The 22,675-nt window shown below is 70.2% G+C and carries 21 protein-coding genes; 5 read left to right on the forward strand and 16 right to left on the reverse strand.

Annotated elements, in window-relative coordinates; all coding sequences use genetic code 11:
- Positions 1–28: 28 nt before the first annotated feature.
- The 6 genes from AC3AOF_RS06230 to AC3AOF_RS06255 all read right to left on the reverse strand — a co-directional run bounded on the left by AC3AOF_RS06230 (position 29) and on the right by AC3AOF_RS06255 (position 7,668).
- Positions 29–2,020 (reverse strand): quinol:electron acceptor oxidoreductase subunit ActD, encoded by a 1,992-nt coding sequence (locus AC3AOF_RS06230; RefSeq protein ID WP_236991591.1) that lies wholly within the window; start codon positions 2,018–2,020, stop codon positions 29–31.
- On the reverse strand, positions 2,017–4,992 hold the full coding sequence (locus tag AC3AOF_RS06235; protein ID WP_488347975.1) for a TAT-variant-translocated molybdopterin oxidoreductase: 2,976 nt from the start codon (positions 4,990–4,992) through the stop codon (positions 2,017–2,019). The genes AC3AOF_RS06230 and AC3AOF_RS06235 overlap by 4 nt, the downstream gene beginning before the upstream one ends.
- The gene (locus AC3AOF_RS06240) at positions 4,989–5,648 is read right to left on the reverse strand and encodes a cytochrome c3 family protein (protein WP_488347976.1); all 660 of its coding nucleotides are present in this window, start codon (positions 5,646–5,648) and stop codon (positions 4,989–4,991) included. Before AC3AOF_RS06240 ends, AC3AOF_RS06235 begins: the two co-directional genes overlap by 4 nt.
- 465 nt (positions 5,649–6,113) lie before the next feature.
- Complete coding sequence (locus AC3AOF_RS06245; protein ID WP_488347977.1) at positions 6,114–6,569, reverse strand: GNAT family N-acetyltransferase; 456 nt, start codon at positions 6,567–6,569, stop codon at positions 6,114–6,116.
- 32 nt (positions 6,570–6,601) lie between these two features.
- Complete coding sequence (locus AC3AOF_RS06250) at positions 6,602–7,273, reverse strand: PRC-barrel domain-containing protein (protein ID WP_488347978.1); 672 nt, start codon at positions 7,271–7,273, stop codon at positions 6,602–6,604.
- Between the two features lie 50 nt (positions 7,274–7,323).
- Entirely contained in the window at positions 7,324–7,668 is a 345-nt protein-coding gene (locus tag AC3AOF_RS06255; RefSeq protein ID WP_236991586.1) for a hypothetical protein, read from the reverse strand.
- A 462-nt stretch (positions 7,669–8,130) separates the two neighbouring features.
- On the opposite strand from AC3AOF_RS06255, the gene AC3AOF_RS06260 reads away from it, so the two are divergent.
- The 4 genes from AC3AOF_RS06260 to AC3AOF_RS06275 all read left to right on the forward strand — a co-directional run bounded on the left by AC3AOF_RS06260 (position 8,131) and on the right by AC3AOF_RS06275 (position 11,822).
- Positions 8,131–8,280 (forward strand): hypothetical protein, encoded by a 150-nt coding sequence (locus tag AC3AOF_RS06260; protein WP_488347979.1) that lies wholly within the window; start codon positions 8,131–8,133, stop codon positions 8,278–8,280.
- A 39-nt stretch (positions 8,281–8,319) separates the two neighbouring features.
- The gene (locus AC3AOF_RS06265) at positions 8,320–9,687 is read left to right on the forward strand and encodes an ATP-binding protein (RefSeq protein WP_488347980.1); all 1,368 of its coding nucleotides are present in this window, start codon (positions 8,320–8,322) and stop codon (positions 9,685–9,687) included.
- Between the two features lie 232 nt (positions 9,688–9,919).
- Positions 9,920–10,456 (forward strand): response regulator transcription factor, encoded by a 537-nt coding sequence (locus AC3AOF_RS06270; RefSeq protein WP_488347981.1) that lies wholly within the window; start codon positions 9,920–9,922, stop codon positions 10,454–10,456.
- A gap of 118 nt (positions 10,457–10,574) precedes the next feature.
- Positions 10,575–11,822 (forward strand): acyl-CoA dehydrogenase, encoded by a 1,248-nt coding sequence (locus AC3AOF_RS06275; RefSeq protein ID WP_236991582.1) that lies wholly within the window; start codon positions 10,575–10,577, stop codon positions 11,820–11,822.
- Here the strand turns inward: AC3AOF_RS06275 and AC3AOF_RS06280 are convergent.
- From AC3AOF_RS06280 to rpsF, 10 genes are all read right to left on the reverse strand, one after another.
- Positions 11,819–12,340, reverse strand: a complete 522-nt coding sequence (locus AC3AOF_RS06280; RefSeq protein ID WP_488347982.1) for an opioid growth factor receptor-related protein — start codon at positions 12,338–12,340, stop codon at positions 11,819–11,821. The two genes, AC3AOF_RS06275 and AC3AOF_RS06280, sit on opposite strands and share 4 nt — an antisense overlap.
- 30 nt (positions 12,341–12,370) lie before the next feature.
- Complete coding sequence (locus AC3AOF_RS06285) at positions 12,371–12,652, reverse strand: hypothetical protein (protein WP_488347983.1); 282 nt, start codon at positions 12,650–12,652, stop codon at positions 12,371–12,373.
- Between the two features lie 64 nt (positions 12,653–12,716).
- A complete protein-coding gene (gene sfnG / locus AC3AOF_RS06290) occupies positions 12,717–13,817 on the reverse strand; it encodes a dimethylsulfone monooxygenase SfnG (protein WP_488347984.1) in 1,101 nt (366 codons plus the stop codon).
- A gap of 186 nt (positions 13,818–14,003) precedes the next feature.
- Positions 14,004–15,254 carry an acyl-CoA dehydrogenase family protein gene (locus AC3AOF_RS06295; RefSeq protein ID WP_488347985.1) on the reverse strand — a complete coding sequence of 417 codons (1,251 nt, stop codon included), beginning with the start codon at positions 15,252–15,254 and terminating at the stop codon, positions 14,004–14,006.
- Positions 15,255–15,620: 366 nt separating this feature from the next.
- Positions 15,621–16,718, reverse strand: a complete 1,098-nt coding sequence (alr, locus tag AC3AOF_RS06300; RefSeq protein WP_488347986.1) for an alanine racemase — start codon at positions 16,716–16,718, stop codon at positions 15,621–15,623.
- 96 nt (positions 16,719–16,814) lie between these two features.
- On the reverse strand, positions 16,815–18,302 hold the full coding sequence (locus AC3AOF_RS06305) for a replicative DNA helicase (protein ID WP_236991576.1): 1,488 nt from the start codon (positions 18,300–18,302) through the stop codon (positions 16,815–16,817).
- 271 nt (positions 18,303–18,573) lie between these two features.
- Positions 18,574–19,146 carry a 50S ribosomal protein L9 gene (rplI, locus tag AC3AOF_RS06310; protein ID WP_236991575.1) on the reverse strand — a complete coding sequence of 191 codons (573 nt, stop codon included), beginning with the start codon at positions 19,144–19,146 and terminating at the stop codon, positions 18,574–18,576.
- Positions 19,147–19,253: 107 nt separating this feature from the next.
- Positions 19,254–20,219, reverse strand: coding sequence for a DUF2232 domain-containing protein (locus tag AC3AOF_RS06315; protein ID WP_488347987.1), 966 nt, complete (start codon positions 20,217–20,219; stop codon positions 19,254–19,256).
- A gap of 110 nt (positions 20,220–20,329) precedes the next feature.
- The gene (gene rpsR, locus AC3AOF_RS06320) at positions 20,330–20,584 is read right to left on the reverse strand and encodes a 30S ribosomal protein S18 (protein ID WP_236991573.1); all 255 of its coding nucleotides are present in this window, start codon (positions 20,582–20,584) and stop codon (positions 20,330–20,332) included.
- A 3-nt stretch (positions 20,585–20,587) separates the two neighbouring features.
- Positions 20,588–21,076, reverse strand: a complete 489-nt coding sequence (gene rpsF / locus AC3AOF_RS06325) for a 30S ribosomal protein S6 (protein WP_093568495.1) — start codon at positions 21,074–21,076, stop codon at positions 20,588–20,590.
- Positions 21,077–21,616: 540 nt separating this feature from the next.
- On the opposite strand from rpsF, the gene AC3AOF_RS06330 reads away from it, so the two are divergent.
- Positions 21,617–22,570, forward strand: a complete 954-nt coding sequence (locus AC3AOF_RS06330) for an acetyl-CoA carboxylase carboxyltransferase subunit alpha (RefSeq protein WP_488347988.1) — start codon at positions 21,617–21,619, stop codon at positions 22,568–22,570.
- Positions 22,571–22,675 lie beyond the last annotated feature (105 nt).

Here is a 22,675-nt window from a genome sequence, read left to right on the forward strand (position 1 = left end):
GCCAGCGGAAGAAGGAGCGCGAGACGCTTCACAGCGGCACCCTCCGGACCATCAGTGGCCGGCCCTGCGGCAGCCGCGCCAGGGCCTGCTCGATCCGGGCCGGATCGAAGCGCGGGCCCGCCGCCTCCAGCGCGAGGAAGAAGCGGTCCTCGCTGGCGCGGGAAAACCCCGGGATCGCGAAGGCCGGGTGGTTGAGCCGCGGCAGGCGGTTCTGGAACAGCAGCGCCAGCAACGCCGTCAGCCCGCCGCACAGGGTGCCGAACGACACGCTCGGCACCAAAAAGGCCTGCCAGGAGAAGCGGGGACGGCCGCCGACATCGAACACGTAGTCGAAGCCGGTGGCGTAGAGGCACATGGCCATGAAGGCGATGCCCCCGCCCAGCGCCGCGCCGAGGGCGAGGAGCGGCAGGATCCCGGCCGGTCGCCCCAGAGTCTCGGCGGCGCGGCGCATCGGCACCGGCCCGTAGGTCTCGACCCGGGCGCCGAAATCGCGCTGCTTCAGGGCCTCGATCGCCGCCGCGAGGGCACCAGAATCGTCGAATTCGGCGCTGACGCCCCAGAGCCGTGCGCTGTCCGTCTCCGCGAGGGTCGGTGCCCGCTCGCCGCTCGGGCGCCCGTCCGGGTGGCTCTCGGCGAAGCGCCGCGTCTCGGCGATCGAGACCATCGGCAGGGTGCGTAAAGCCAGCAGCAGCAGGGCGAGGAACAGCCCGATCGTGCCGGCGAGCGTGGCGAGGCCCCAGGCGCCGATGGAATAGGGATGGGCCGAGGAGGGCAGGAAATCGTGGCTCAGCGTCACGATCAGCAGCATGAAATGATCGCCGAAGCTGCCGATGGCCGCCGCCACGCCGACCAGCGCCACGACGAGGCCGGAGCGGCGAAAACCGGAGAACCAGAACAGCTGCACCGGCATGAGGGCGAGGACCACGATGATCCAGAACGCCCAGGCATGCGAGCCCGAGAGCCGGCGGACCAGCACCGCCCGGTCGTAGGCATCGCCGTGGAGCAGGCTCGAGAAGATCTCGGTGGCATAGCAATAGGCCGAGGCGAGGCCGAGACCCAGCATCAGGCGGGCCATGAGCGCGACGTGCCGTTCGGTGATGAGCGCGTCGAGGTGGAGCGCCCGGCGCACCAGCACGGAGAGGGCCGCGGTGACCCCGACGCCCGCGAGCAAGGAGGCGGCGAGGAAGCTCACCGGCAGCAGCGTGTCGTGCCAGCCCGGCAGCACGGTGCCGGAGAGCATCACCGAGGCCCCGGTCTGGAGCGAGACGACGAGGACGAGGGCCAGCGCCGACAGGGTGCGGGTGGCCATCAGCCAGCGCTCCCAATGGGTCGAGGCCCCGCGCCAGCCGAGCGCTAGGATGCCGTAGGCCTGCGCCTTCAGGAGCGTCAGCCGCCGGGTTCGGCCGCGCTCGTCGGATTCCGTGAGCGCCGCCTCAAAGGCGCGGTCACGGAGCGTGGCGAAGTCGGGCAGGAGGCCGACATACCAGAGCGAGAGGCAGACCCCGAGAAAACTGATGATGTCGACCGCGTCCCAGACCAGCGGTGAGCGGAATTGCGGCCACAGCGCCAGGGTGTTGGGGTAGGGCAGGGTCCAGTAGAACACCCAGGGGCGCCCGAGATGGATGATCGGGTAGAGGGCTGCCGCCGCCGCCGCCAGGATCGCCGTGGTCTCGGCGATGCGGTCCAGCCCTGAGCGCCACGCCGCGCCGGTGAGCCGCAGGGTGGCGGAGGTGAGGAGCGCCCCGCAGGCGATGCCGATCCACCAATCGTAGGCGACGATGTCGAGCGCCCAGACGACCGGGTTGTTGTTGTGCCAGATGCCGACGCCGTTGATGAGCAGCCAGGCGAGGGTGACGGCGAAGACGCCGAGAAGCCCGCAGGCCCCCGCGAAGGCGATCCACCAGGCCCGCGAGCGGGTGCGGGCCGGGGCGCCGGTGACGGCGCGGCCGATCGAGGCGAAATCCTCGCCCTTGCCGAGGAGGCCGGCCCGGGCCGGCAGGGATGTGACCGTCCCGCTCACAGGGCGCTCCCGGGCTTGACGGCGGCGTCCTCGACCAACCGGGCGAGGTAGGTGGTGCGCGGCTTGGTGTTGAGTTCGGCGAGCAGCCCGTAATTGCGCGGATCGGCGGCGGCCGCGGCGACCCGGCTGCCGGAATCGCGCAAATCCCCGAAGGTGATGGCCCGGGTCGGGCAAGCGCCCTGACAGGCGGTCTCGACCGCGCCGTCGGGGATCGGGGCGTGGTCGCTCTTCGTCGAGTCGATCCGCGCCGCGGCGATGCGCTGGACGCAGTAGGTGCATTTCTCCATCACGCCGCGGGCTCGGACGGTGACCTCCGGGTTGCGCTGCTGCTGCTGCACCGGCGCCACGTCGCCGGAATAGTCGAGGTAGTTGAACCGCCGGACCTTGTAGGGGCAGTAGCTGGAGCAGGCCCGCGTTCCGACGCAGCGATTGTAGACCATGAGGTTCAAGCCCTCGCGGTCGTGGATTGTCGCCTCCACCGGGCAGCCGACCTCGCAGGGCGCCTGCTCGCAATGCATGCAGGGCACCGGCATGAAGTGGGTTTTGGGGGCGTCGAGCCCGCCCTCGTAGTAGCGGTCGATCCTGAGCCAGTGCAGCCAGCGGCCTAAGCCCACCTGCTCCTTGCCGACGACCGGGATGTTGTTCTCGGACTGGCAGGCGGTGACGCAGGCATTGCAGCCGATGCAGGCATCGAGGTCGATCACCATGCCCCAGGCGCGCTCGTGATCGTAGCGCCCTCCGGCTGAGGTCGGGGCCGGGGGATAGAGCGAGGGCAGGGCCGCGCGGGAGGCGACGGGAGTGGTGCTGCCCACGGCCTGGACGCGGACGAAGTCGTGCCCCTCCATCGTGCCGTGATCCTGCGTCGTCACCGGCGGCGCCCTGCGGCCGGTCTTCGCCAGGGTCGCCTCGGCGAGACGCCAGGGCGTGGCGCTGGCGCGCAGGGGCGAGGCGTCGTAGCCGATCCCGTCCGCCAGCTGCTCGGGGATCCGCCGGCCGTAGCCGAGGAAGACCGTGACGGCGTCGTCGGCCTGGCCCGGCTGGATCCAGGCCGGCCCCTCGATCCGCCGCCCCTCGGCCTCCAGGGTCACGACGTCGCCCTGGCGAAGTTCCTCGCGCTCGGCGAGGGCGGGACTCACCGCGATCACGTTGCCCCACACCACCTTGGTCAGGGGCTTGGGCAGCTCCTGCAGCCAGGCGAGATTGGCGAGGCTCCCGTCCCACACCGTCGCGTCGGGCCGGAACAGCACCTCGACCCGCCTTGCCGGGCCGGCGGGGGAGGGGGCGGGGCGGGGCGCCGCCGCGGTGGCGGGCAGCGGCGCCCCGACGGTCTCGGGCGGGAGCGCGCTGTTCTCCAAGAAGCCCGCCTGCAGGAAGGCCTCGCGCCGGGCGGTCCAGGCGGCCTCGGACTCGCCGGACGAGCGCCAATGGGCGTCGAACAGGGCGGCGCCGTCCTTCGCCTCGGCATCGGTCAGGATCGACAGGATCTCCGGACCCGAGCGGCCGTCATAGAGCGGCCGGATCGTCGGCTGGATCAGCGTCACCGTCCCGTCGAGGGAGCGGGCGTCGCCCCAGGCTTCGAGCGGATGGGCGAGCGGCAGGTTCCAGTCGCAGTGGAACGCGGTCTCGTCCTGGTAGAGCCCGGCATGGATCTTGAGCGGCACCCGCGCCATGGCGTCGAGGAAGCCGAGATCGCCCGGCGCCTCGTAGACTGGGTTGACGTCGAGCATCACCAGGATCCGCACCTCGCCCCGGCCCATCGCCTCGGTGAGGGCCGACAGGGGCTCCGGATCGAGAACCGGCACCGGCGCGGTGTGGAACACGGTCCGGCCGGTATTGCCCAAAGTCGCGTTGAGGCGATGGACCTGGGCCAGCAGTTCCGGCCCGGCCTGTGCTCCGGCGAGCACGATTCCGTTGCCGCGGGCCGCGTTCAGCGCCGCGAAGGCCTTTTGGCGCCATGCGGCGGCCGGGCCGCCGCGATCCTCCGCCGTGCCGCCCCCGGCCTCGGCGAGGAGGTCGCGGACGAGGGCGTCGAGGCCGTCGGAGCCGATGACGAGGGGGGCATCGGCCTTGGCCGAGGTCAGGTTCGGGCTCGGGCCGGCATGGTGGAGGGCGACGAGCCGCCCCTCGCCGGCGGCCTTGCGGCGGGCCTCGATCCAGTCCCGCGCCTGCCCGACCTGGCCCGGCCCGGGATCGAGCACGTCGCCGTCGAGCGAGACGACGACCCTCGCCTGGTCGAAGCGCCAGCGGGCCTCGAGCGGCCGGCCATAGGCCCGGCGCGTGCCCTCGTAGAGCGCGTCCCGCCCGACCGGGGCCGAGACGTGCCAGCGCATCGCCGGAAAATCCCGGCGCATCGCGGCGATCTGGGCTGCCAGCGAGGGCGAGGTCACCGGCCCGGTGACGAGGTGGAGGCCGCGCCCGCCCTCACTGGCCTTGAGCGCCGCGAAGCGCCCGGTCATGGCGGCGCGGAAGGCCTGCCAGGAACTCGGCCGGCCGAGATGCTGCGGGGTCTGGAGCCGGAACGGATCGTAGAGCCCGAGCACCGAGGATTGGGCGAACACGTCGGTGCCGCCGCGGCTCCAGGGATGCTCGGCATTGCCCTCGATCTTGAGCGGCCGGCCGTTGCGGGTGGTGACGGTGATGCCGTTGGCGAAGCCGTCGATCAGCGCCGCCGAGGCATAGGCGAGGGGCGCGCCCGGGATGATCCGCTCGGGCTGGCGGACATACGGAATCTCCTTGGTGCGCCCGTCCGGCTGGCCGCAGGCGGCCAATCCGCTCATCGCGAAGGAGGCGGCCATCAGCTTGAGGAAGCCGCGCCGGTCGGGAGCGGCGGCGAGCCGCGCGGCGGCCGGGTACTCGGTGTCGAGGAAGGCCCGGAACTCGGGCGAATCCGCCACCGCGTCGAGGCTGCGCCAGAAGGCCGGGCCGTCGCCGGCGGCGAGGCGGGCGCGGAGCGCGCCGATGTCGTCTGTCATCGGTGGCAGATCCCGCATTCGGTCAGGCGCTCGCCGCCGCGGATATGGTACTGGCGCACCAGATCCGGCCCGAGCGTGGCCTGGTTCGCCGGCGGGCTCCAGGTCATGTTGAGGATCTGGTCCTTCGGCCGCACGTATTTCTCGGGGTTGCGGTGGCAATCGAGGCAGAAGCTCATCTCGAAGGCGTTGGCCCGGTAGGTGAGCTGCATGTCGGTGACGCTGCCGTGGCAGGTCGAACAGCCGATGCCGTTGGTCACGTGGACGGCGTGGTTGTAGTAGACGTAGCCCGGCAGCTTGTTCAGGCGGGTCCAGACCAGGGGCTGATCCTTGGCGTAGCTCGCCCGCACCGGTTCCAGCATGTCCGAGCCGGACCAGATCTGGCTGTGGCAGGTCATGCAGGTCTGGGTCGGCGGCAGGCCGGCGGTGGCCTGGGTTTCCACGGTCGTGTGGCAGTAGCGGCAGTCGATCTTCAATTCGCCCGCATGGTGCTTGTGGCTGAACGGCACCGGCTGGGCCGGCGCCACCCCCACGCCGGTGACGTAGGACGAGCGCACCAGCCCCGCCCCCACCACCGGCAAAGCCGCCAGGCAGGCGGCCCCGGTGAGAAGCGCAAGGCGCAGGAGGGCATCCGCGCCCGGCGCGAAGAGCTGGCGCACGACGTCAGGCTCCAGTCCGGGGGGAGGCCGACGCGTCATGACTTGAGGCGGGAATCACGCTCTGCACGCCGTCCTCGTCATGCCGTCGCGGCTCAGTTCGGAACGATGCGAGACTAGGTGGCGCAGCGCCCGGCCTCGGCCAGATGCCGCGGGTGCGAGAAAGGCCGAATGTCACAGTTCTGCAACCGGCGCGCCCGCCCGCCTCATGCCGAGGTGGCCAAGTTGTCATGCGATTGTCGATTGATCTGTTCAGTAAACAATGGAACGCGTCTCCCCTCTCCCGTGTGGGAGAGGGGCCGGGGGTGAGGGTGACACGCTTCCACGATAAAAATCGGACCGTAGTGCGGGCAGCGTGACGCCTTGAGATTTACATTGAAGCGTATCACCCTCACCCCTACCCCTCTCCGACACGGGAGAGGGGACCCCGCGCTTCATTGGTTCGGGGGCGGATCGGCGGAATTTATATTACACGTCCCGCACCATCAGGGCCGCACCCGCACCGTAGCCGGGGGGCGGCGCCTCCGGGATTGGCCGGAAGCCGTGGCGGTGCCAGAAGCCGGCGGCGTTCCCGACCGCGACAAGCACCATTCCGGGCAAGGCGCGCCGCCGGGCTTCCTCCCGCATCAGCCCGACGAGGTCGGAGGCGGCGCCGCGGCCCCTGGCCTCGGGCAGCAGCGCCACGTCGTGGATGCACCAGGCGCCCGCCGGCTCGGGCAGGGCACCGAGGAGCGTGTCGAGGTCCGGCACCGAGTGCGCCCGCCAGGGATGGCCGACGGCGTAGCCCAGCAATCGATCCCCGGCGGCCAGCGCGAAGCAGCCCTCCGGGCACAGGCGCAGGCGCTCGACCATCACCGCGTCGTCCTCCGGGTAATCCGGATGGATGCGGGCGGCGATGGACGAGGCGGCGGCGAGGTCCGGCACCCGTAAAGGGCGCCAGCGTAAGGACGGCGTGCTCAGCGGGCGGCCTCGTACTTGAAGGCCGGCGCGGCCTGGAGTTCGGCCTTCGTCAGCCGCACCTCGGCCTCGGCCACCGTGCCGTCGGGCCCGGTCGCCAGCACCGTGGCGCGGCCCCGCGGTGCGGGCGCCGCGACCGAGCCGGTGGCGTCGTCGACGGTGCCGCTGCGCTTCTCCGGCACGGCGGCCAAAGCCCGGTCGGTCACCTTGGCACCCGGCATCGTCTCCGGACCGGCGGTATTGGCAGCCGCGTCGCTCGGCGCGCGGCCGGGCGTGGTGAAGGAGGGCGGGGCCTCGGCGGCGGCGGCGCCGGTGTTCCAGGCCATCGTGTCGAACGGCACCGCCACGGATTTCTGGCCGATGCCGAGGAAGCCGCCGACGCCGATCACCACCGCCCGCACCCGCCCGTCCTCGGTGAGGAGCACGTCCTCGATCTCGCCGACCCGGACGTGGTCCATGCCGATCACCTTGACGCCGACGAGCTTTGAGGCCCGCACGAAGCCGGGCTCCGGCCGGGTTAGGAATCCCGCCGCCGGATCGGGGGCGGCCGGACGCTGCTGCTGCTGCTGCTGCTGCTGCTGCTGCTGCTGCTGCTGCGCGAGCGCGGGCACGGCCATCAGCACGAGGGCGAGAGGCAGGGCGCCGAGAAGCGTGCGTGGGGCGGTCGTCATGTCGGGTCTCCTGGCTGTCATGGTCTCCAACGGGACGGAAGCGCCACGGTTCACCAGCGCAGACGGTCCATCACCCCGCCAAGGGCCGCCCGCGCCGAGCCCGCCGCGCCGATCGCCCAGTCCCGCGCCCGGGCGACGACGCTGCGGGTCGTGCGCGCCCGCGCCTCGGCCTCCTGGGCCGCCAGCATCGCGCGGACATAGGCGTCCTCGTGCGGCTTGCAGGCGGCGAGCGCGGCCCTCTGCGCCGCCCGCCGCTCCATCCCGAAGGCCTGGCCGCCGAAGGCCTGCCGCACGCAATCGTGCCAGCGGGTCTCCAGCGCAGCGAGCCCGGCCTCCTCGGCCGGGGCCGGCCCGCCCGCCAGGGCCAGGAGCACGAAGGACAGGGGCAGCGGCAAGACACTAAGCAGATTTCGCAAAAGTGGCGGCCGGTTTTGCGACAAAAATCTGCGATAATTCAACAACCTAAGCGGACGAAGCGTTGGCTTGCCAACGCAAGTCTGCTTAGGCCGCAGCCGCCGCAGCGTCGCCGCGGCGATCTCTGCGAAAGGCTTCATGGTCGCACTCACGATCGAAGGCTCCCGCAGCGGCGCCTCCTTGAACGCAAGATCTCGGGCGGATTCGAGGCCGGAACGACTTTGTGCGCTGGCGCACATCGGGCGACGCACACGGAGCGGTGGCGAGTGACGAATGTTGACATTCATCACTCCTCCGGTAGGTTCTGGGCATGCGGCCGGGCCGGCCGCGACTTCGGGTTGAGCTCCGCCCCCTCGCTCCGCTCGAAGCCGTGAACGGCCCGGCCGTACCCGTTTCCGCCGCCCCGGCTTTACGCGCGGCGGCGTTTCTGGCACCGCCCGCCGATGTTGCTGCGCGCCTGCCTCGTCCTCGCCCTGCTCACCGGCCTTGCGGGCCTCTCCTTGCGCCTCGCCGTGCCGGTCACGCCGGTCGACCAGGATTACCGCGACGTGGTCGCGTTCTACCGCGCCCTGCCGGCGGGGAGCGGGCATTGAGCCTGCAGGGGCCGATCCCGTCCCCGGAGAGCTGACGGCATGACCGACTGGGCCGCCCTGCACCGGACCGCCCGCGAGGCCGTGGGGCGAGCGGCGCGGCGCCTCGGCATCGGCACCCTGGCGGGCCTCGGCGATCCCGGCACGCCCGAGGACCATGACGGCGGGCGTCAGAACCTCCTGCTCCTGGTGCAACTGCGCTGGATCGCGGTGGCGGGCCAGGTCGTCACCATCGCGGTGGCGCAAGCGGGCCTCGGCATCGCGCTGCCGCTCGGGCCCATGGCGGTGGTGCTGGCCGGGCTCGTCATCCTCAACCTCGTCAGCCTGGCCTGGATCGCCCGCAGCGGCACCGTGAGCGAGGGCGCGCTGTTCGTCGCCCTCCTCCTCGACGTCGTGGCGCTCACGGTGCAGCTCTCCTTGAGCGGTGGTGCCACCAACCCGTTCACCTCGCTGTTCCTGCTCCAGCTCACGCTCGCGGCGGTGCTGCTTAGCAGCCGGGCGACGATCGGCCTCGTCGCCGTCACCACCGCGGCGCTCGGCCTGCTGATGCTGGCCTACCGGCCGCTGGTTCTGCCGCCGGACGACGACAGCGGCGAGCTGTTCCGGCTCTACCTCGTCGGCATGCTGGTGGCGTTCGTCATCGATGCCGCCCTGATCGCGGTCTTCGTCACCCGGATCTCGCGCAACCTGCGCCGGCAGGATGCGCGACTCGCCTCCTTACGCCAGCGCGCGGCGGAGGAGGACCACATCGTCCGCATGGGACTCCTCGCCTCGGGCGCGGCGCACGAGCTCGGCACGCCGCTCTCCTCGCTCTCGGTGATCCTCGGCGACTGGCGCCGGATGCCGGACCTCACCGCCTCGCCCGACATCGCCCGCGAGATCGAGGAGATGCAGGAGGCGGTGGGGCGCTGCAAGGCGATCGTCACCGGCATCCTGCTCGCCGCCGGCGCCGCCCGCGGGGAGGCGCCGCACCTCACCACCGTGCGCGGCTTCGTGACTGAGCTCGTCGGCGACTGGCGCCGGATGCGATCCTGCTTCTGCCTGGAGGTCCGCGACGAGTTCGGCGAGGACCAGGAGATCGTCTCCGACACCGCGCTCAAGCAGGTGCTGTTCAACGTCCTCGACAACGCGCTGGAGCTGTCGCCCAACTTCGTCGAGCTGGCCGCCTGGCGCGACGGCGACACCCTGCGGCTCTCCGTCACCGATCGCGGCCCGGGTTTCGCGCCCGAGATGCTGGCGCGGCTCGGCCAGCCCTATACATCGAGCAAGGGCCGCCTCGGCGGCGGGCTCGGGCTGTTTCTCGTCGTCAACGTCGTGCGCAAGCTCGGCGGCACGGTGGAGGCCCGCAACCGCAGCTATGGAGGCGCCGTCGTGACCATCAGCCTGCCGCTCTCCGGCCTGACGGTGTGAGATGAGCCCATTCGACTACTTCGACAGTCTATCCCGCCCGCAACCTCATCCTGAGGTGTTAGCCGATAGAAGATCGGCTGACCTCGAAGGAGGGTTCCAGAAGTCTTGGAGCTAACTGGAGCCCTCCTTCGAGGTCAGTCCATCAAGGATGGACTGACGCCTCAGGATGAGGTTGTGGGTGGGATGAAGCAGAAACCTTGACACTCCGATTTCACGTTCAACAGGCCCTGAGATGTCCGACGAAGACCGCCTGCTCGTCATCGTCGAGGACGACGAACGCTTCGCCGCCACCCTGACCCGCTCCCTCGAGCGGCGCGGCTATACCGTCGTGAGCCTCACCGGCCTCAGCGCCCTGGAAGCGCTGCTCGCTGAGCGAACCCCGGCCTACGCCGTCGTCGACCTGAAGCTCAACGGCGAATCGGGGCTCGCCTGCGTCAAGGCGCTCCACGACCACGATCCCGGCATCCTGACGGTGGTGCTGACCGGCTATGCCAGCATCGCCACCGCCGTCGAGGCGATCAAGCTCGGCGCCTGCCACTATCTCGCCAAGCCCGCCAACACCGACGACATCGAGGCGGCCTTCTCCAAGGCGGCGGGCGACGTCGACGTGTCCCTCGACGGCCGGCCGACCTCGATCAAGACGCTCGAATGGGAGCGCATCCACCAGACCCTGGTCGAGACCGACTTCAACATCTCGGAGACGGCGCGCAGGCTCGGGATGCATCGGCGGACGCTCGCCCGCAAGCTCGACAAGCAGCCGATCAAGTAGCGCGCTTCCCGCGGCGTCTGCCGCCTGCATGGCTGGCGCGTGCGGAATGCGATTTCGCATCCTGGCGAAGCCGGCACGCCCGGGGTAACGTCCCGGCCGAAATGCAAGGAGGAAATGCATGAACGCCCCGTCCGCCGCGGTCGCCACCCAGACCAACCTCAGCCCGGTGAAGCCCCATGAAGGGACCCGCGGCGCGTTCCGGTGGGACGACCCCTTCCTGCTCGACGACCAGCTCACCGACGACGAGCGCCTGATCCGCGACTCGGCCCGCAGCTTCGCCCAGGAGCGCCTGCTGCCCGGCATCGTCGAGGCCTATGCCGAGGAGAAGACCGACCGTTCGCTGTTCAACGCCATGGGCGAGCTGGGCCTCCTCGGCGTCACCCTGCCGGAGGAATACGGCTGCGCCGGCGCGTCTTACGTCGCCTACGGCCTCGTCGCCCGCGAGGTCGAGCGGATCGATTCCGGCTACCGCTCGATGATGAGCGTGCAGTCGTCGCTCGTCATGTACCCGATCTACGCCTATGGCGACGAGAACCAGCGCAAGAAGTACCTGCCGAAGCTCGCCTCCGGAGAGTTCGTCGGCTGCTTCGGCCTGACCGAGCCGGATGCCGGTTCCGATCCGGCCGGCATGAAGACCCGGGCCGACAAGATCGACGGCGGCTACCGCCTGTCGGGCGCCAAGACCTGGATCTCGAACGCTCCCATCGCCGACGTGTTCGTGGTCTGGGCGAAGTCGCCCGCCCACGACAACCAGATCCGCGGCTTCATCCTGGAGAAGGGGATGAAGGGGCTCTCGGCGCCGCAGATCAAGGGCAAGCTCTCGTTGCGCGCCTCGATCACCGGCGAGATCGTGATGGACGGCGTCGAGGTGCCGGAGAGCGCGCTCCTGCCCAACGTCTCGGGGCTCAAAGGTCCGTTCGGCTGCCTCAACCGGGCGCGCTACGGCATCTCCTGGGGCGCGCTCGGCGCGGCCGAGGATTGCTGGCACCGGGCGCGGCAATACACGCTCGACCGCAAGCAGTTCAACCGGCCGCTGGCCCAGACCCAGCTGGTGCAGAAGAAGCTCGCCGACATGCAGACCGAGATCGCGCTGGGCCTCCAGGGCTCGTTGCGGGTGGGGCGGCTGTTCGACGAGGGCCGGATGGCGCCGGAGATGATCTCGCTGGTCAAGCGCAACAATTGCGGCAAGGCGCTGGCGATCGCCCGCGAGGCGCGCGACATGCACGGCGGCAACGGTATCATGGGCGAGTACCACGTGATGCGCCACGCCCAGAACCTCGAGACGGTGAACACCTACGAGGGCACCCACGACGTCCACGCCCTGATCCTGGGCCGGGCGCAGACCGGGCTGCAGGCGTTCTTCTAACCTTCCACCGCTTTCCGCCAATATTCGAGGCTCTCCGGGTTCACCGGGGAGCCTGCCAGCCGGTCGAGGGTGAGAACATCCTCGTAGAAAGCCCTGGCTTCACCCGGCCCGACGAGGTCGCGCAGGGATGTGAGGATGCGGGTGATGCGCAGGTGGTTGTGGTCGAAGGCCGTCAGCCATCCCTTGGTCTGAACATAGAAGCGCACCATCCGGACCCTGGCGGCAAGCAGGCCGGACTGAGCCAGGGAATCGCTCCGGATTGCCGTGGCCTCCGCGTCCCCGAGCACCGGCGACCCTGGGACTGCCCGGCTCGGCTCGCGCAGCGGGAACAGCCACTGGATGAAATCGTGCTCGCGATCCAGGCGCGCATCATCGAAAGCCAGCACGTCCGACAGAGTGCGTCCGCTCCCGTCCTGACCCTGACAGGCGAGGAAGGCGTGGATCGGTCCGGCGCTCGTCCAGGTCCATTCCTTCTTCGTCGATTGCTTCTTCGCGACCTCCTTCCGCGCCTTCGTCATGCCCGGCCTCCTCGCGTCATCTCTCCCGATCTATGGCGAGGCGCAGCGGCGGACAGGCGGGGCGATCGCGCAATCGAGGCTGCATTGCTGGCGCGCGCCGCAGAACCACGACAGGCTACCGCTCTTGAGGCAGGCGCCTCCGCACTGGCGATAGGTCCCGTAGATCGGCCGGACATAGACCGGCTCGGTCAGCGTCCGCGTCCGGCCCATCTCCCCCGCGAGGGCCTGCACGGCGGCGAGGGAGACAAGAAGCGCCGTCGTGCAGGAGCGAAGAAGGGTCATGGTCTCGGCAGCCGTGGCGTGGGCTGCCATGATCAGGTCATCGACGCACCGGGTCGATTAAATTGCGATTCATCCGGGGGCCTGGTCGCGCGCGTCAGGCCGCCTCCTTGCGCTCGGCCCGCGCCGCCTCCAGTGCCCGCACCCGCGGGATCACCTGTTCGCCGAAATACTTCACCTCCTCCTGGAAATGCAGGAAGCCGAGCAGCGCGAGGTCGGCGCCCGCATCCTTGAGCGCGAGGATGCGCTCGGCGATCTGGTCGGGCGTGCCGATCAGGTCGGTGCGGAAGCCGTCATTGTACTGCACCAGGTCCTCGAAGGTGGAATTCGCCCAGTTGCCCTGGCGCTCCGGCGAGGCCGCGCCGGCATTCTTCACCTCTTGGCCGAAGGCGCGCACCGCGTCCGGATCGGCCTGGTCGATGATGTCCTTCAGGACGGCGCGGGCCTCCGCCTCGGTGTCGCGGGCGATCACGAAGGCGTTGACGCCGATCTTGACGTGCCGCCCCTCGGCTTCAGCCTTGTGGCGGATATCGTCGACCTGGAGGCGGATGTTCTCCGGCGTGTTGCCGTTGGTGAAGTACCAGTCGGAGACCCGGGCCGCCATGTCCCGCGCCGCCCGCGAGGAGCCGCCCTGGAAGATCTCCGGCAGGGGCTCGGCCGGTTTCGGCTTCAGGGTGTAGTTGCTGTAGCGGTAGAAGTCGCCCCGGAAGGTGAAGTTGTCCTCCGTCCAGATCCCGCGCAAGCTGCGGATGAATTCCTCCGAGCGGCGGTAGCGCTCGTCGTGGTCGAGCCAGGGCTCGCCGATCGCCCGGAATTCGCCCGAGAACCAGCCGCTGACGATGTTGACGGCGATGCGCCCACCGGTGAGCTGCGAGATCGTCGCCACTTGCTTGGCCGCCAGCGTCGGGTTCCACGGCCCGGGCAGGAGCGCCGCGATGACGTTCAGCTTGGTCGTGGCGGCGAGCAGAGCGTGGCTGAAGGCGACCGATTCGTGCTGGTACTCGGCGCCGTAGCCGGCGGTGAAACGGATTTGCGTCAGCGCGTAATCGAAGCCCGCCCGCTCGGCGATCCGCGCCAGGTCGCGGTTGTAATCGGCGTCCCAGGACGTGCGCTGGGGGATCTTGCTGACGACGAGGCCGCCGGAGACGTTCGGCACCCAATAGGCGAAGCGGATCGGCTCTGCGGTTTGCTGCGTCATGGCGGGTCCTCGCTCATCGATTGTCGAGAAGAACCGGCGCCGTGATAGTCGAACGGCGCGGTTGACCTTCAGTATCGAAGGCTCTATCCGCGCCGTCAAAAGCATCGTCGTGCTTTTTTGCTGCCTGCGCGAAAAACCCGTTCTCCCGAACGGGCCGCCCGCGCTGACGATCTTCCGAATCGCCGCTCAGGCCTTCGACCGCTCGCGGTTGCCGTATTGCGCGAGTTCCAGCCGGGCGATCGAGCGGTTATGGACCTCGTCCGGCCCGTCGGCGAGGCGCAGCGTGCGGATGCGGGCATAGGAATAGGCCAGCCCGGCATCGCTGCTGACCCCGGCGCCGCCATGGGCCTGGATCGCGTCGTCGATGATCTTCAGCGCCATGCGCGGGGCCGCGACCTTGATCATCGCGATCTCGAGCTTGGCGCCCTTGTTGCCGACCTTGTCCATCATGTCCGCCGCCTTGAGGCAGAGGAGGCGCGTCATCTCGATATCGGTGCGGGCCTCGCCGATGCGCTGCTCCCAGACCGAGTGGTCGGCGATGCGCTTGCCGAAGGCGACGCGGGACAGCAGGCGCTTGGCCATCTTCTCCAGCGCCTCTTCGGCCACCCCGATGGTGCGCATGCAATGGTGGATGCGCCCCGGCCCGAGGCGCCCTTGCGCGATCTCGAAGCCGCGGCCCTCGCCGAGCAGCAGGTTCTCGGCTGGCACCCGCACGTCATGCAGGATCACCTCGGCATGGCCGTGCGGCGCGTCGTCGTAGCCGAAGACCGGCAGCATCCGCACCACCTCGATCCCGGGCGTGTCGAGCGGCACGAGGATCTGCGATTGCTGCTGGTGCAGGGGGGCGCTGGTGTCGGTCTTGCCCATCACGATCGCGACGGCGCAGCGCGGGTCGCCGACGCCCGACGACCACCACTTGCGGCCGCTGATCACGTAATGGTCGCCGTCGCGGCGGATCTTCGTCTCGATGTTGGTGGCGTCCGAGGACGCGACGTCCGGCTCGGTCATCAGGAAGGCCGAGCGGATCTCGCCCGCCATCAGAGGGGTGAGCCAGCGCTCCTTCTGGGCCTTGGTGCCGTAGCGGTGCAGCACCTCCATGTTGCCGGTATCGGGCGCCGAGCAGTTGAACACCTCGGAGGCCCAGGAGATCCGGCCCATCTCCTCGGCGCAGAGCGCGTAATCGAGGTTGGTGAGACCCGCGCCGCGAAAATCGCCGTCGTCGTGCTGGGGGGAGGGGGGCAGGAACAGGTTCCACAGCCCGGCCTCGCGGGCCTTGGGCTTCAATCGCTCGATCACCGGCACCGGCTGCCAGCGATCGGTGCCGAAGGCCTCCATCTCGGCCTTGTAGGTCGGCACCATGGGGCGGACATGCTCGTCCATGAAGGCCCGGACCCGGTCGCGCCAGTGGCGCTGCCGCTCGGAGAGGGTGAAGTCCATGCGCGAATCCTCCCGTCGCCAGGGTCTCTCGCGCCCCGGCCTTGCCGGAGGTGAGCCTAGCGCCAACCGCGCTCGAGCAAAACCGCCTTTTCGAAAGGGGTGGAGGCGATGGGCTGCACCGGGGCCGTACCGGGTTTTCGAAGGCTCTGTCGCTCGCTCGACGCGGTTCATACCCTCAGTGTCATCCCGGGGCCGCGCAGCGGAACCCGGGATCCATGAACGCCGACGATTCAGGATGAGGCGGGACGGTTTTCGTCCATTTTTCCACGTCAGCGGTTATCGATCCCGGGTTCTCGGCTGCGCCGAGCCCCAGGATGACACGGAGGGCGGCAGTCCTGTCCGGCCAGAACGATCCGGAGCGATCTTTCAGCCCCGATACACCCGCTCGTAGCGTCGCCCGAGCCCGGTCAGGATCTCGTAGCCGATCGTCCCGGCACTGCGCCCGACCGCGTCGACGTCGAGGCCGTCGCCGATGAGCGTCGCGGGTGCGCCGCGAAACAGGGCCCCGGGCGGCGCTTCGGTCACGTCGAGGATGATGAGGTCCATCGAGACGTTGCCGGCAAACGGGCAGCGCACGCCGCCGACCACAGCCTCGCCGCGGCCGGTCGAGGCGCGGGGAAAGCCGTCGGCATAGCCCAGCGACAGGGTGGCGAGGCGGCGCGGCCCCGGGGCGACCCAGCGAGCATTGTAGCCGGCGGTCTCGCCGGAGGCGACCTCGCGGACCTGGAGGATACCGGCCTCGAGCCGCACCACCGGGCGCATCGGATTATCGCGCCCGGGCCGCGGGTTGCCGCCGTAGAGGGCATAGCCCGGCCGCGCCAGGTCGGCGCGGCAGGAGGGCAGGAAGTCGCCGGAGGAGTTCGCCAGTGAGGCTCGGATTCCCGGATAGGCGGCGCGCACCCGCGCGAACTCCGCCGCCTGGTGGTCGGTGAGCGGATCGTGCTCGACCTCGGCGCTGACGAGATGGCTCATCAGGAGGTCGATGCCGGCTTGCTGCACGATCGGGTCTCCGGCGAGCGCCAGTCCCTCCGGCACCGACAGGCCGAGGCGATTCATGCCGGTATCGACGTGGAGGGCCGCCGGGCGCGTCACGCCCTCCTGACGGTTCGCCGCCGCCCACTCGGCGACCTCCTCGCGCGAGCCGAGCACGGGGTGCAAGCCCGCGGCGCGGTAGGCCGCCGCGCTGCCCGGCGGAAATCCGTTGAGCACGTAGATCGCCGCCTCCGGTACTGCCACTCGCGCAGCGAGCGCTTCCGACAGGTGGGCGACGAAGAAGGTGCGGCAGCCCTCCGCCCACAGGGCGGGCGCGGCCCGGGCGATCCCGCAGCCATAGGCATCGGCCTTGATGACCGCGGCGGTCTCGGGGCACTCCGCGGCTTTCGCGAGAATCCGCCAGTTCGCCCGCAGGGCCGACAGGTCGATGGTGAGGCGGCCGCCATGGCCGATGGGTGTGGGCTCGGTCATGATCTCGCTCCTCGGCCCCGGTCTACCCTCTGACGAGGGGGCAAGGCCAGGGCCGAGGAGGGGGGCGCCTGCCCGAAAGTCAGGCGAGGCGGTGCCTCACATCGTATCGGGCAGCCGGTCGCCCTGCGCCAGGTTCGAGAACCGGGTGATCTCGGCGTCGAACTGGAGCTCGACCGTGCCGGTGGGACCGTGGCGCTGCTTGCCGAGGATCACCTCGGCCTTGCCGTAGACGCGGTTCATCTCGGCTTCCCAGGTGAAGAACTCTTCCGTGCCCTCGCGCGGCTTCTTGTTCTTGACGTAGTATTCCTCGCGGAACACGAACATCACCACGTCGGCGTCCTGCTCGATCGAGCCCGATTCGCGCAGGTCCGAGAGCTGCGGCCGCTTGTCGTCGCGGGCTTCGACCTGGCGCGAGAGCTGCGACAGGGCGACGATCGGCACCGCCAGTTCCTTGGCGAGCGCCTTCATGCCGGTGGTGATCTCGGTCATCTCCTGCACCCGGTTCTCGCCCTTCTTCGACGAGCCGGAGAGCAGCTGGAGGTAGTCGACGACGAGCAGGTCGAGGCCGCGCTGGCGTTTCAGCCGGCGGGCCCGCGCCGCGAGCTGGGCGATCGAGATGCCGCCGGTCTGGTCGATGTAGAACGGGATCGTCTGCATGTCCCGGGCGGCGTCGGTGATCTTGTAGAATTCCTCCGGCCGGATGTCGCCGCGGCGGATCTTGTAGGAGGCGACGCCCGATTGCTCGGCGATGATGCGGGTGGCGAGCTGCTCGGCCGACATTTCGAGCGAGAAGAAGCCGACGATGCCGCCGTTCTTGGTCGCGATCGAGCCGTCGGGCTGCTTCTCGCCGACATAGGCCTTGGCGATGTTGAACGCGATGTTGGTGGCGAGCGAGGTCTTGCCCATGCCGGGGCGGCCGGCCAGGATGATCAGGTCCGAGGCTTGCAGGCCGCCCATCTTGGCGTCGAGGTCGGACAGGCCGGTGGCGATGCCCGACAGCCGGCCCTCGCGCTGATAGGCCTTGGCCGCCATGTCGACCGCCGCCGTCAGGGCGTCGGAGAACTTCTGGAAGCCGCCGTCGTACTTGCCGGTCTCGGCGAGTTCGTAGAGCCGGCGCTCGGTCGCCTCGATCTGCTCGCGCGGCGAGGTCTCGACCGGGGCCTCGTAGGCGCCGTTGACCAAGTCCTCGCCGATGGTGATCAGGCGCCGGCGGAGCGCCAGGTCGTAGATCGTGCGGCCGTAATGCTCCGAGTTGATGACCGTCGTCGCCTCGGCGGCGAGCCGGGCGAGGTACTGGCCGACCGTGAGGCCGCCGAGATCGGCGTCGCCCAGATAGGTCTTGAGGGTGATCGGGCTCGCGAGCTTGCCGGCCTTGATCAGCGTGATCGACACCTCGTAGATCCGCCGGTGCACCTCCTCCATGAAGTGCTCGGGCAGCAGGAAGTCCGAGACCCGGTAGAACGCGTCGTTGTTCACCAGGATCGCGCCGAGCAGCGCCTGCTCCGCGTCGATGTTATGCGGCGCGACGCGGTATTCCTGCTGCACGGGTTCGAGATTCGCCGTCAGGGTGCTGGGAATGGCCATCCGGCGGGGCTCCGGCTCAATCGAGGGGGCGGCACGGGTCGGGGCGACCGCGTGTCGGAACAAACGCTGCGGCGACCATCGCACCACCATCGTTGACCAAACCTTGACCGAAGGGTGGCGAACGGCGGTTCGAAACGACAGCGGGGCCCGCGACTCACGCCGCGGACCCCGCCATGCTGGAACAAAATGGGAACAAGTCAAGCCCGGATCCCGGGCTTGTCCCCGCTGTCCCGGCTATCCCGCCCCGGAGGACAGGACAGCGTGTGGATCATCAGCGGTCGAGGCTGGCGTCCGGGCCGGCCTCGGCCAGGGCAGCGCCGACCTCGAGGCCGAGATCGTCGAGGTTGAACTCCTCGCGGGTGGTGGTCGACTCGCCGCGGGCCTGGCGCTCGGCCTCCTCGGGGCTGCGGGCGATGTTGACGGTCACGGTGACCTCGACCTCGGGGTGCAGCACCACCGGGACGGTGTGCAGGCCGAGCGTCTTGATCGGCTGCGCGATGTTGAACTGGTCGCGGTTGATGGTGAAGCCGTCCTGGGTCACCACCTCGGCGAGGTCGCGCGGGGAGACCGAGCCGTAGAGCACGCCGGTCTCGCCGGCCTGGCGGATCAGCACGAAGCTCTTGCCGTTCAGGGTCTCGCCGACCTTCTCGGCCTCGGCGCGACGCTCGAGGTTGCGGGCCTCGAGCTGGGCGCGCTGGTCCTCGAAGCGCTTCTTGTTGCCTTCCGTGGCGCGCAGGGCCTTGCCGCGGGCGAGCAGGAAGTTGCGGGCGAAGCCCGCCTTCACCTTCACGGTCTCACCCATCTGGCCGAGCTTGGCCACGCGCTCGAGCAGGATCACTTCCATGGTCGTCGTCCTTACGTTGGTGAGGCTTTTCGGGCCTCGGGGTGTGATGGCGGAGCGTGCCCGCCGTCGGGGATCCGGATCGCCTCGCAGCGGCCCGGGGATTCAGGTCAGGCCACCGGCGGAACTTGCGCCGGCCGGCGCCGCCCGGTCAGGGCGTCGACGAGGCCGAACAGGGCGAGTGCGGCGAGCGCCAGCCCCTGCGTCAGGAAGACCAGCACGTAGAGGCCGATCAGCATCGGCACGCGGCCGGGCTTGCCGCGGCTGCGGTCGTGGAGCGCCGCCAGGCCCTGCAGGGCGAGCGCCGTCGAGAGGGCGCCGAGCAGCGCGACGCCGAAGGCGCCGGCATAGCCCGGCGCGACCGACAGCGCGGCACCGATCGCCAATCCCCACAACGCCCGGCGCGGCAGGGCGGTGGCGGCGAGATCCGGCCAGGGCCGGGCCAGGCGGCCGGAGATCTGCACCACCCGGGCGCCGGCCCAGAGGTAGAAGGTCAGGAGCAGGGTGAACGTCGTCGCCATGATGGCGGGGGCAAGGCCCGCGACCCGCTCGGCGATGCGGGCGAGGTCGTCCTCCTCCAGCCCGGCGCCCCGGGACGGGGCCTCCTGGATCTGGAGCTGGAGCATCGCCCGGGCGAGGCGGCGGACCCGGTCCTGGTAGGCGGCGTGGTCGCCCGACGACAGCATCACCACGACGACGAGGGCGATGGACGCGGTGACGGCGACCCAGGCGAGCAGCCGGCCGGTCGGGTACCATTCCATCTCGCCGGACGTCGTCCCACCGGAGACTTTGGGACGGCCCAGCAGCGCGAGATAGCCGAGCCACCACGCGGGAAGGGCGGTCGAGACCAGGAAGGCGAGGCCGCGCAACGGCGAGGCGGCGAGGGCGAGGGCGAGCGTGCCGGCGGCGGCGGCGACGAGGCCGGTCCGGTGGCTCCAGCCCATCGCCACGATCAGGATCGGCAGCGGGGCGAGCAGGTAGAGGGCGAGAGCGAGCGGCGTCGCCTGGACGACGACCCCGATCAGGAGTGCCGAGGCGAGGCCGGCGATGACGCCGATGCCGGTGTGACGAACCATGGAAACCTTATGCCCGCTGTCCCGCCGCCCGGTCCGGGTGCGGTTAGAGGCGATGCAAGACCGCCCCAGCGACCCGGCGGCGCGCTGCCGCCGGGTTGTTGATCAGACGATTAGCGGATCACGTAGGGCAGGAAGCCCAGGAAGCGGGCGCGCTTGATCGCCTGGGCGAGCTCGCGCTGCTTCTTGGCCGACACCGCGGTGATGCGCGAGGGCACGATCTTGCCGCGCTCGGAGACGTAGCGCGAGAGCAGCTTCACGTCCTTGAAGTCGATCTTCGGGGCATTGGGGCCCGAGAACGGGCAGGTCTTGCGCCGACGGAAGAACGGACGACGGCCACCGCCGCCGCCACCAGCACCGAAAGCCATGGCTTACTGCTCCTCGTTCGTGTTGCGCTCGGCGCGCTCAGGCCGCTCCGGACGATCGCCGCGATCCGGACGGTCGCCGCGCTCGGGGCGGTCACCGCCGCCGAAGCCGCCGCCGAAGCCGTCATCGTCGCGGCGACGGCCGCGCTCGCGGTCCTTGCGCTCGTCGCGGTCGCGCTTCTGCATCATCGCGGACGGCTCGGACTCGAGCTCCTCGACGCGCACGGTCATGAAGCGCAGCACGTCCTCGGAGATGCGCATCTGGCGCTCCATCTCGGCGAGGGCCGCCGGGGGAGCGTCGATGTTGAGGAGGGTGAAATGCGCCTTGCGGTTCTTCCGGATGCGGTACGCGAGGGACTTCACGCCCCACATCTCGGTCTTCTCGACCTTGCCGCCGTTCTGCTCGATGACGGACTTGTAGGTCTCGACCATCGTTTCGACCTGCTGCGAGGTCACGTCCTGGCGAGCCAGGAACACATGCTCATAGAGAGCCATGATGGGCCTTTCTCAGGGAGACTAAGGCCCGCTGCACGACAACGCGGGTAAGCGGTTTCGGGCGTCGGGCCGGTTCGTCCTCGCGTCGCACGGCGCCAAGCCCTTCGAGCCTGCAAAGGCCCGAGCGGTTGTTCGAAGGCGGAGACACGGGACGACGGGGCGAACCCCTATGGCGAGTCGTTCGAGATCCGCCACCGTCCGTTCAGCCCCCGGCCGGAGCGAACGCGAGGCGCGGCCTATAGCAGGTTTTCACGAGAGGGCAAGAGGCAGGGCGACGGATGTGTCCGGACCGCGTGCTCGCCATACGGTCCGCGCGGCCGCGAGCCGGGCACCGTCCACGCTCGTTTCTGCCCGGTTCCGGGTCCCGCCCGGCCGGCGTCCCGGGTTGACACGGGCCGGCCCCTCCGCCAAGCCTCCGCGCCGCCCGGTCCCCGATGGGCCGCCCCGACCCGCAGGCGCTCCACACCCGCAGGGCTCGCAACAGGCCCCGGCCTCCCGCCTCGATCTCCGCGACGCCGGCCCGACACAGCATAGGTCCCGATGCGCTCCTACCTCGACTTCGAAAAGCCCGTCGCCGAGCTCGAGGCGAAGCTTGAGGAGCTGAAGGCCCTCGGCGACCGCGACGGCGCGGTGGCGATCAGCGAGGACGTGGCGCGGTTGGAGGCCAAGGCCGCGGCGGCGCTCGCCGAACTCTATGCCGGCCTCACCCCCTGGCAGAAGACGCAGGTGGCCCGCCACCCCCAGCGGCCGCATTTCGTCGATTACTGCGCCGGGCTGATCGAGGAGTTCCAGCCGCTCGCCGGTGATCGCGTCTTCGGCGAGGACGAGGCGGTGGTCGGCGGCTTCGGCCGCTTCCGCGGCCGCCCGGTCTGCGTCATCGGCCAGGAGAAGGGCGCCAACACCGAGGCGCGCATCCGGCACAATTTCGGCATGGCCAAGCCCGAGGGCTACCGCAAGGCGGTGCGCCTGATGGGGCTCGCCGGCCGCTTCGGCCTGCCGGTCCTCACCTTCGTCGACACGGCCGGCGCCTATCCGGGCATCGAGGCGGAGGAGCGCGGCCAGGCCGAGGCCATCGCCCGCTCGACGGAAGCCTGCCTCGGCCTGCCGACCCCGAACGTCACGGTGGTGATCGGCGAGGGCGGCTCTGGCGGCGCCATCGCGCTCGCCACCGCCAACACCGTGCTGATGCTGGAGCATTCCATCTACAGCGTGATCTCGCCGGAGGGCGCCGCCTCGATCCTGTGGCGCGATGCCGGCCGGGCCCAGGACGCCGCCACCGCGATGAAGATCACCGCCCAGGACCTGCTGCGGCTCGGCGTGATCGACGGCATCATCCCCGAGCCGACCGGCGGCGCCCACCGCGACGGCGAGGCCGCCATCCGGGCCGCCGGCGACGCGATCGCGAACGCCCTGGAGCTGCTCTCGGCCCTCGACGCGGAGGCCTTGCGCGACCGCCGGGCGCAGAAGTTCCTGGAGATCGGCCGGAGCCTCTGATCTCAATCCCCGTCTTCCACAGCCCCGCACAACCCACACGGCTCAGACACAACCCGGCCTTGGTTTTGCCGAAGACCGGGCGGATGTCTTCGCGGGTGAACCCCG

This window comes from Methylobacterium sp. 142-1Y (assembly GCF_057747795.1).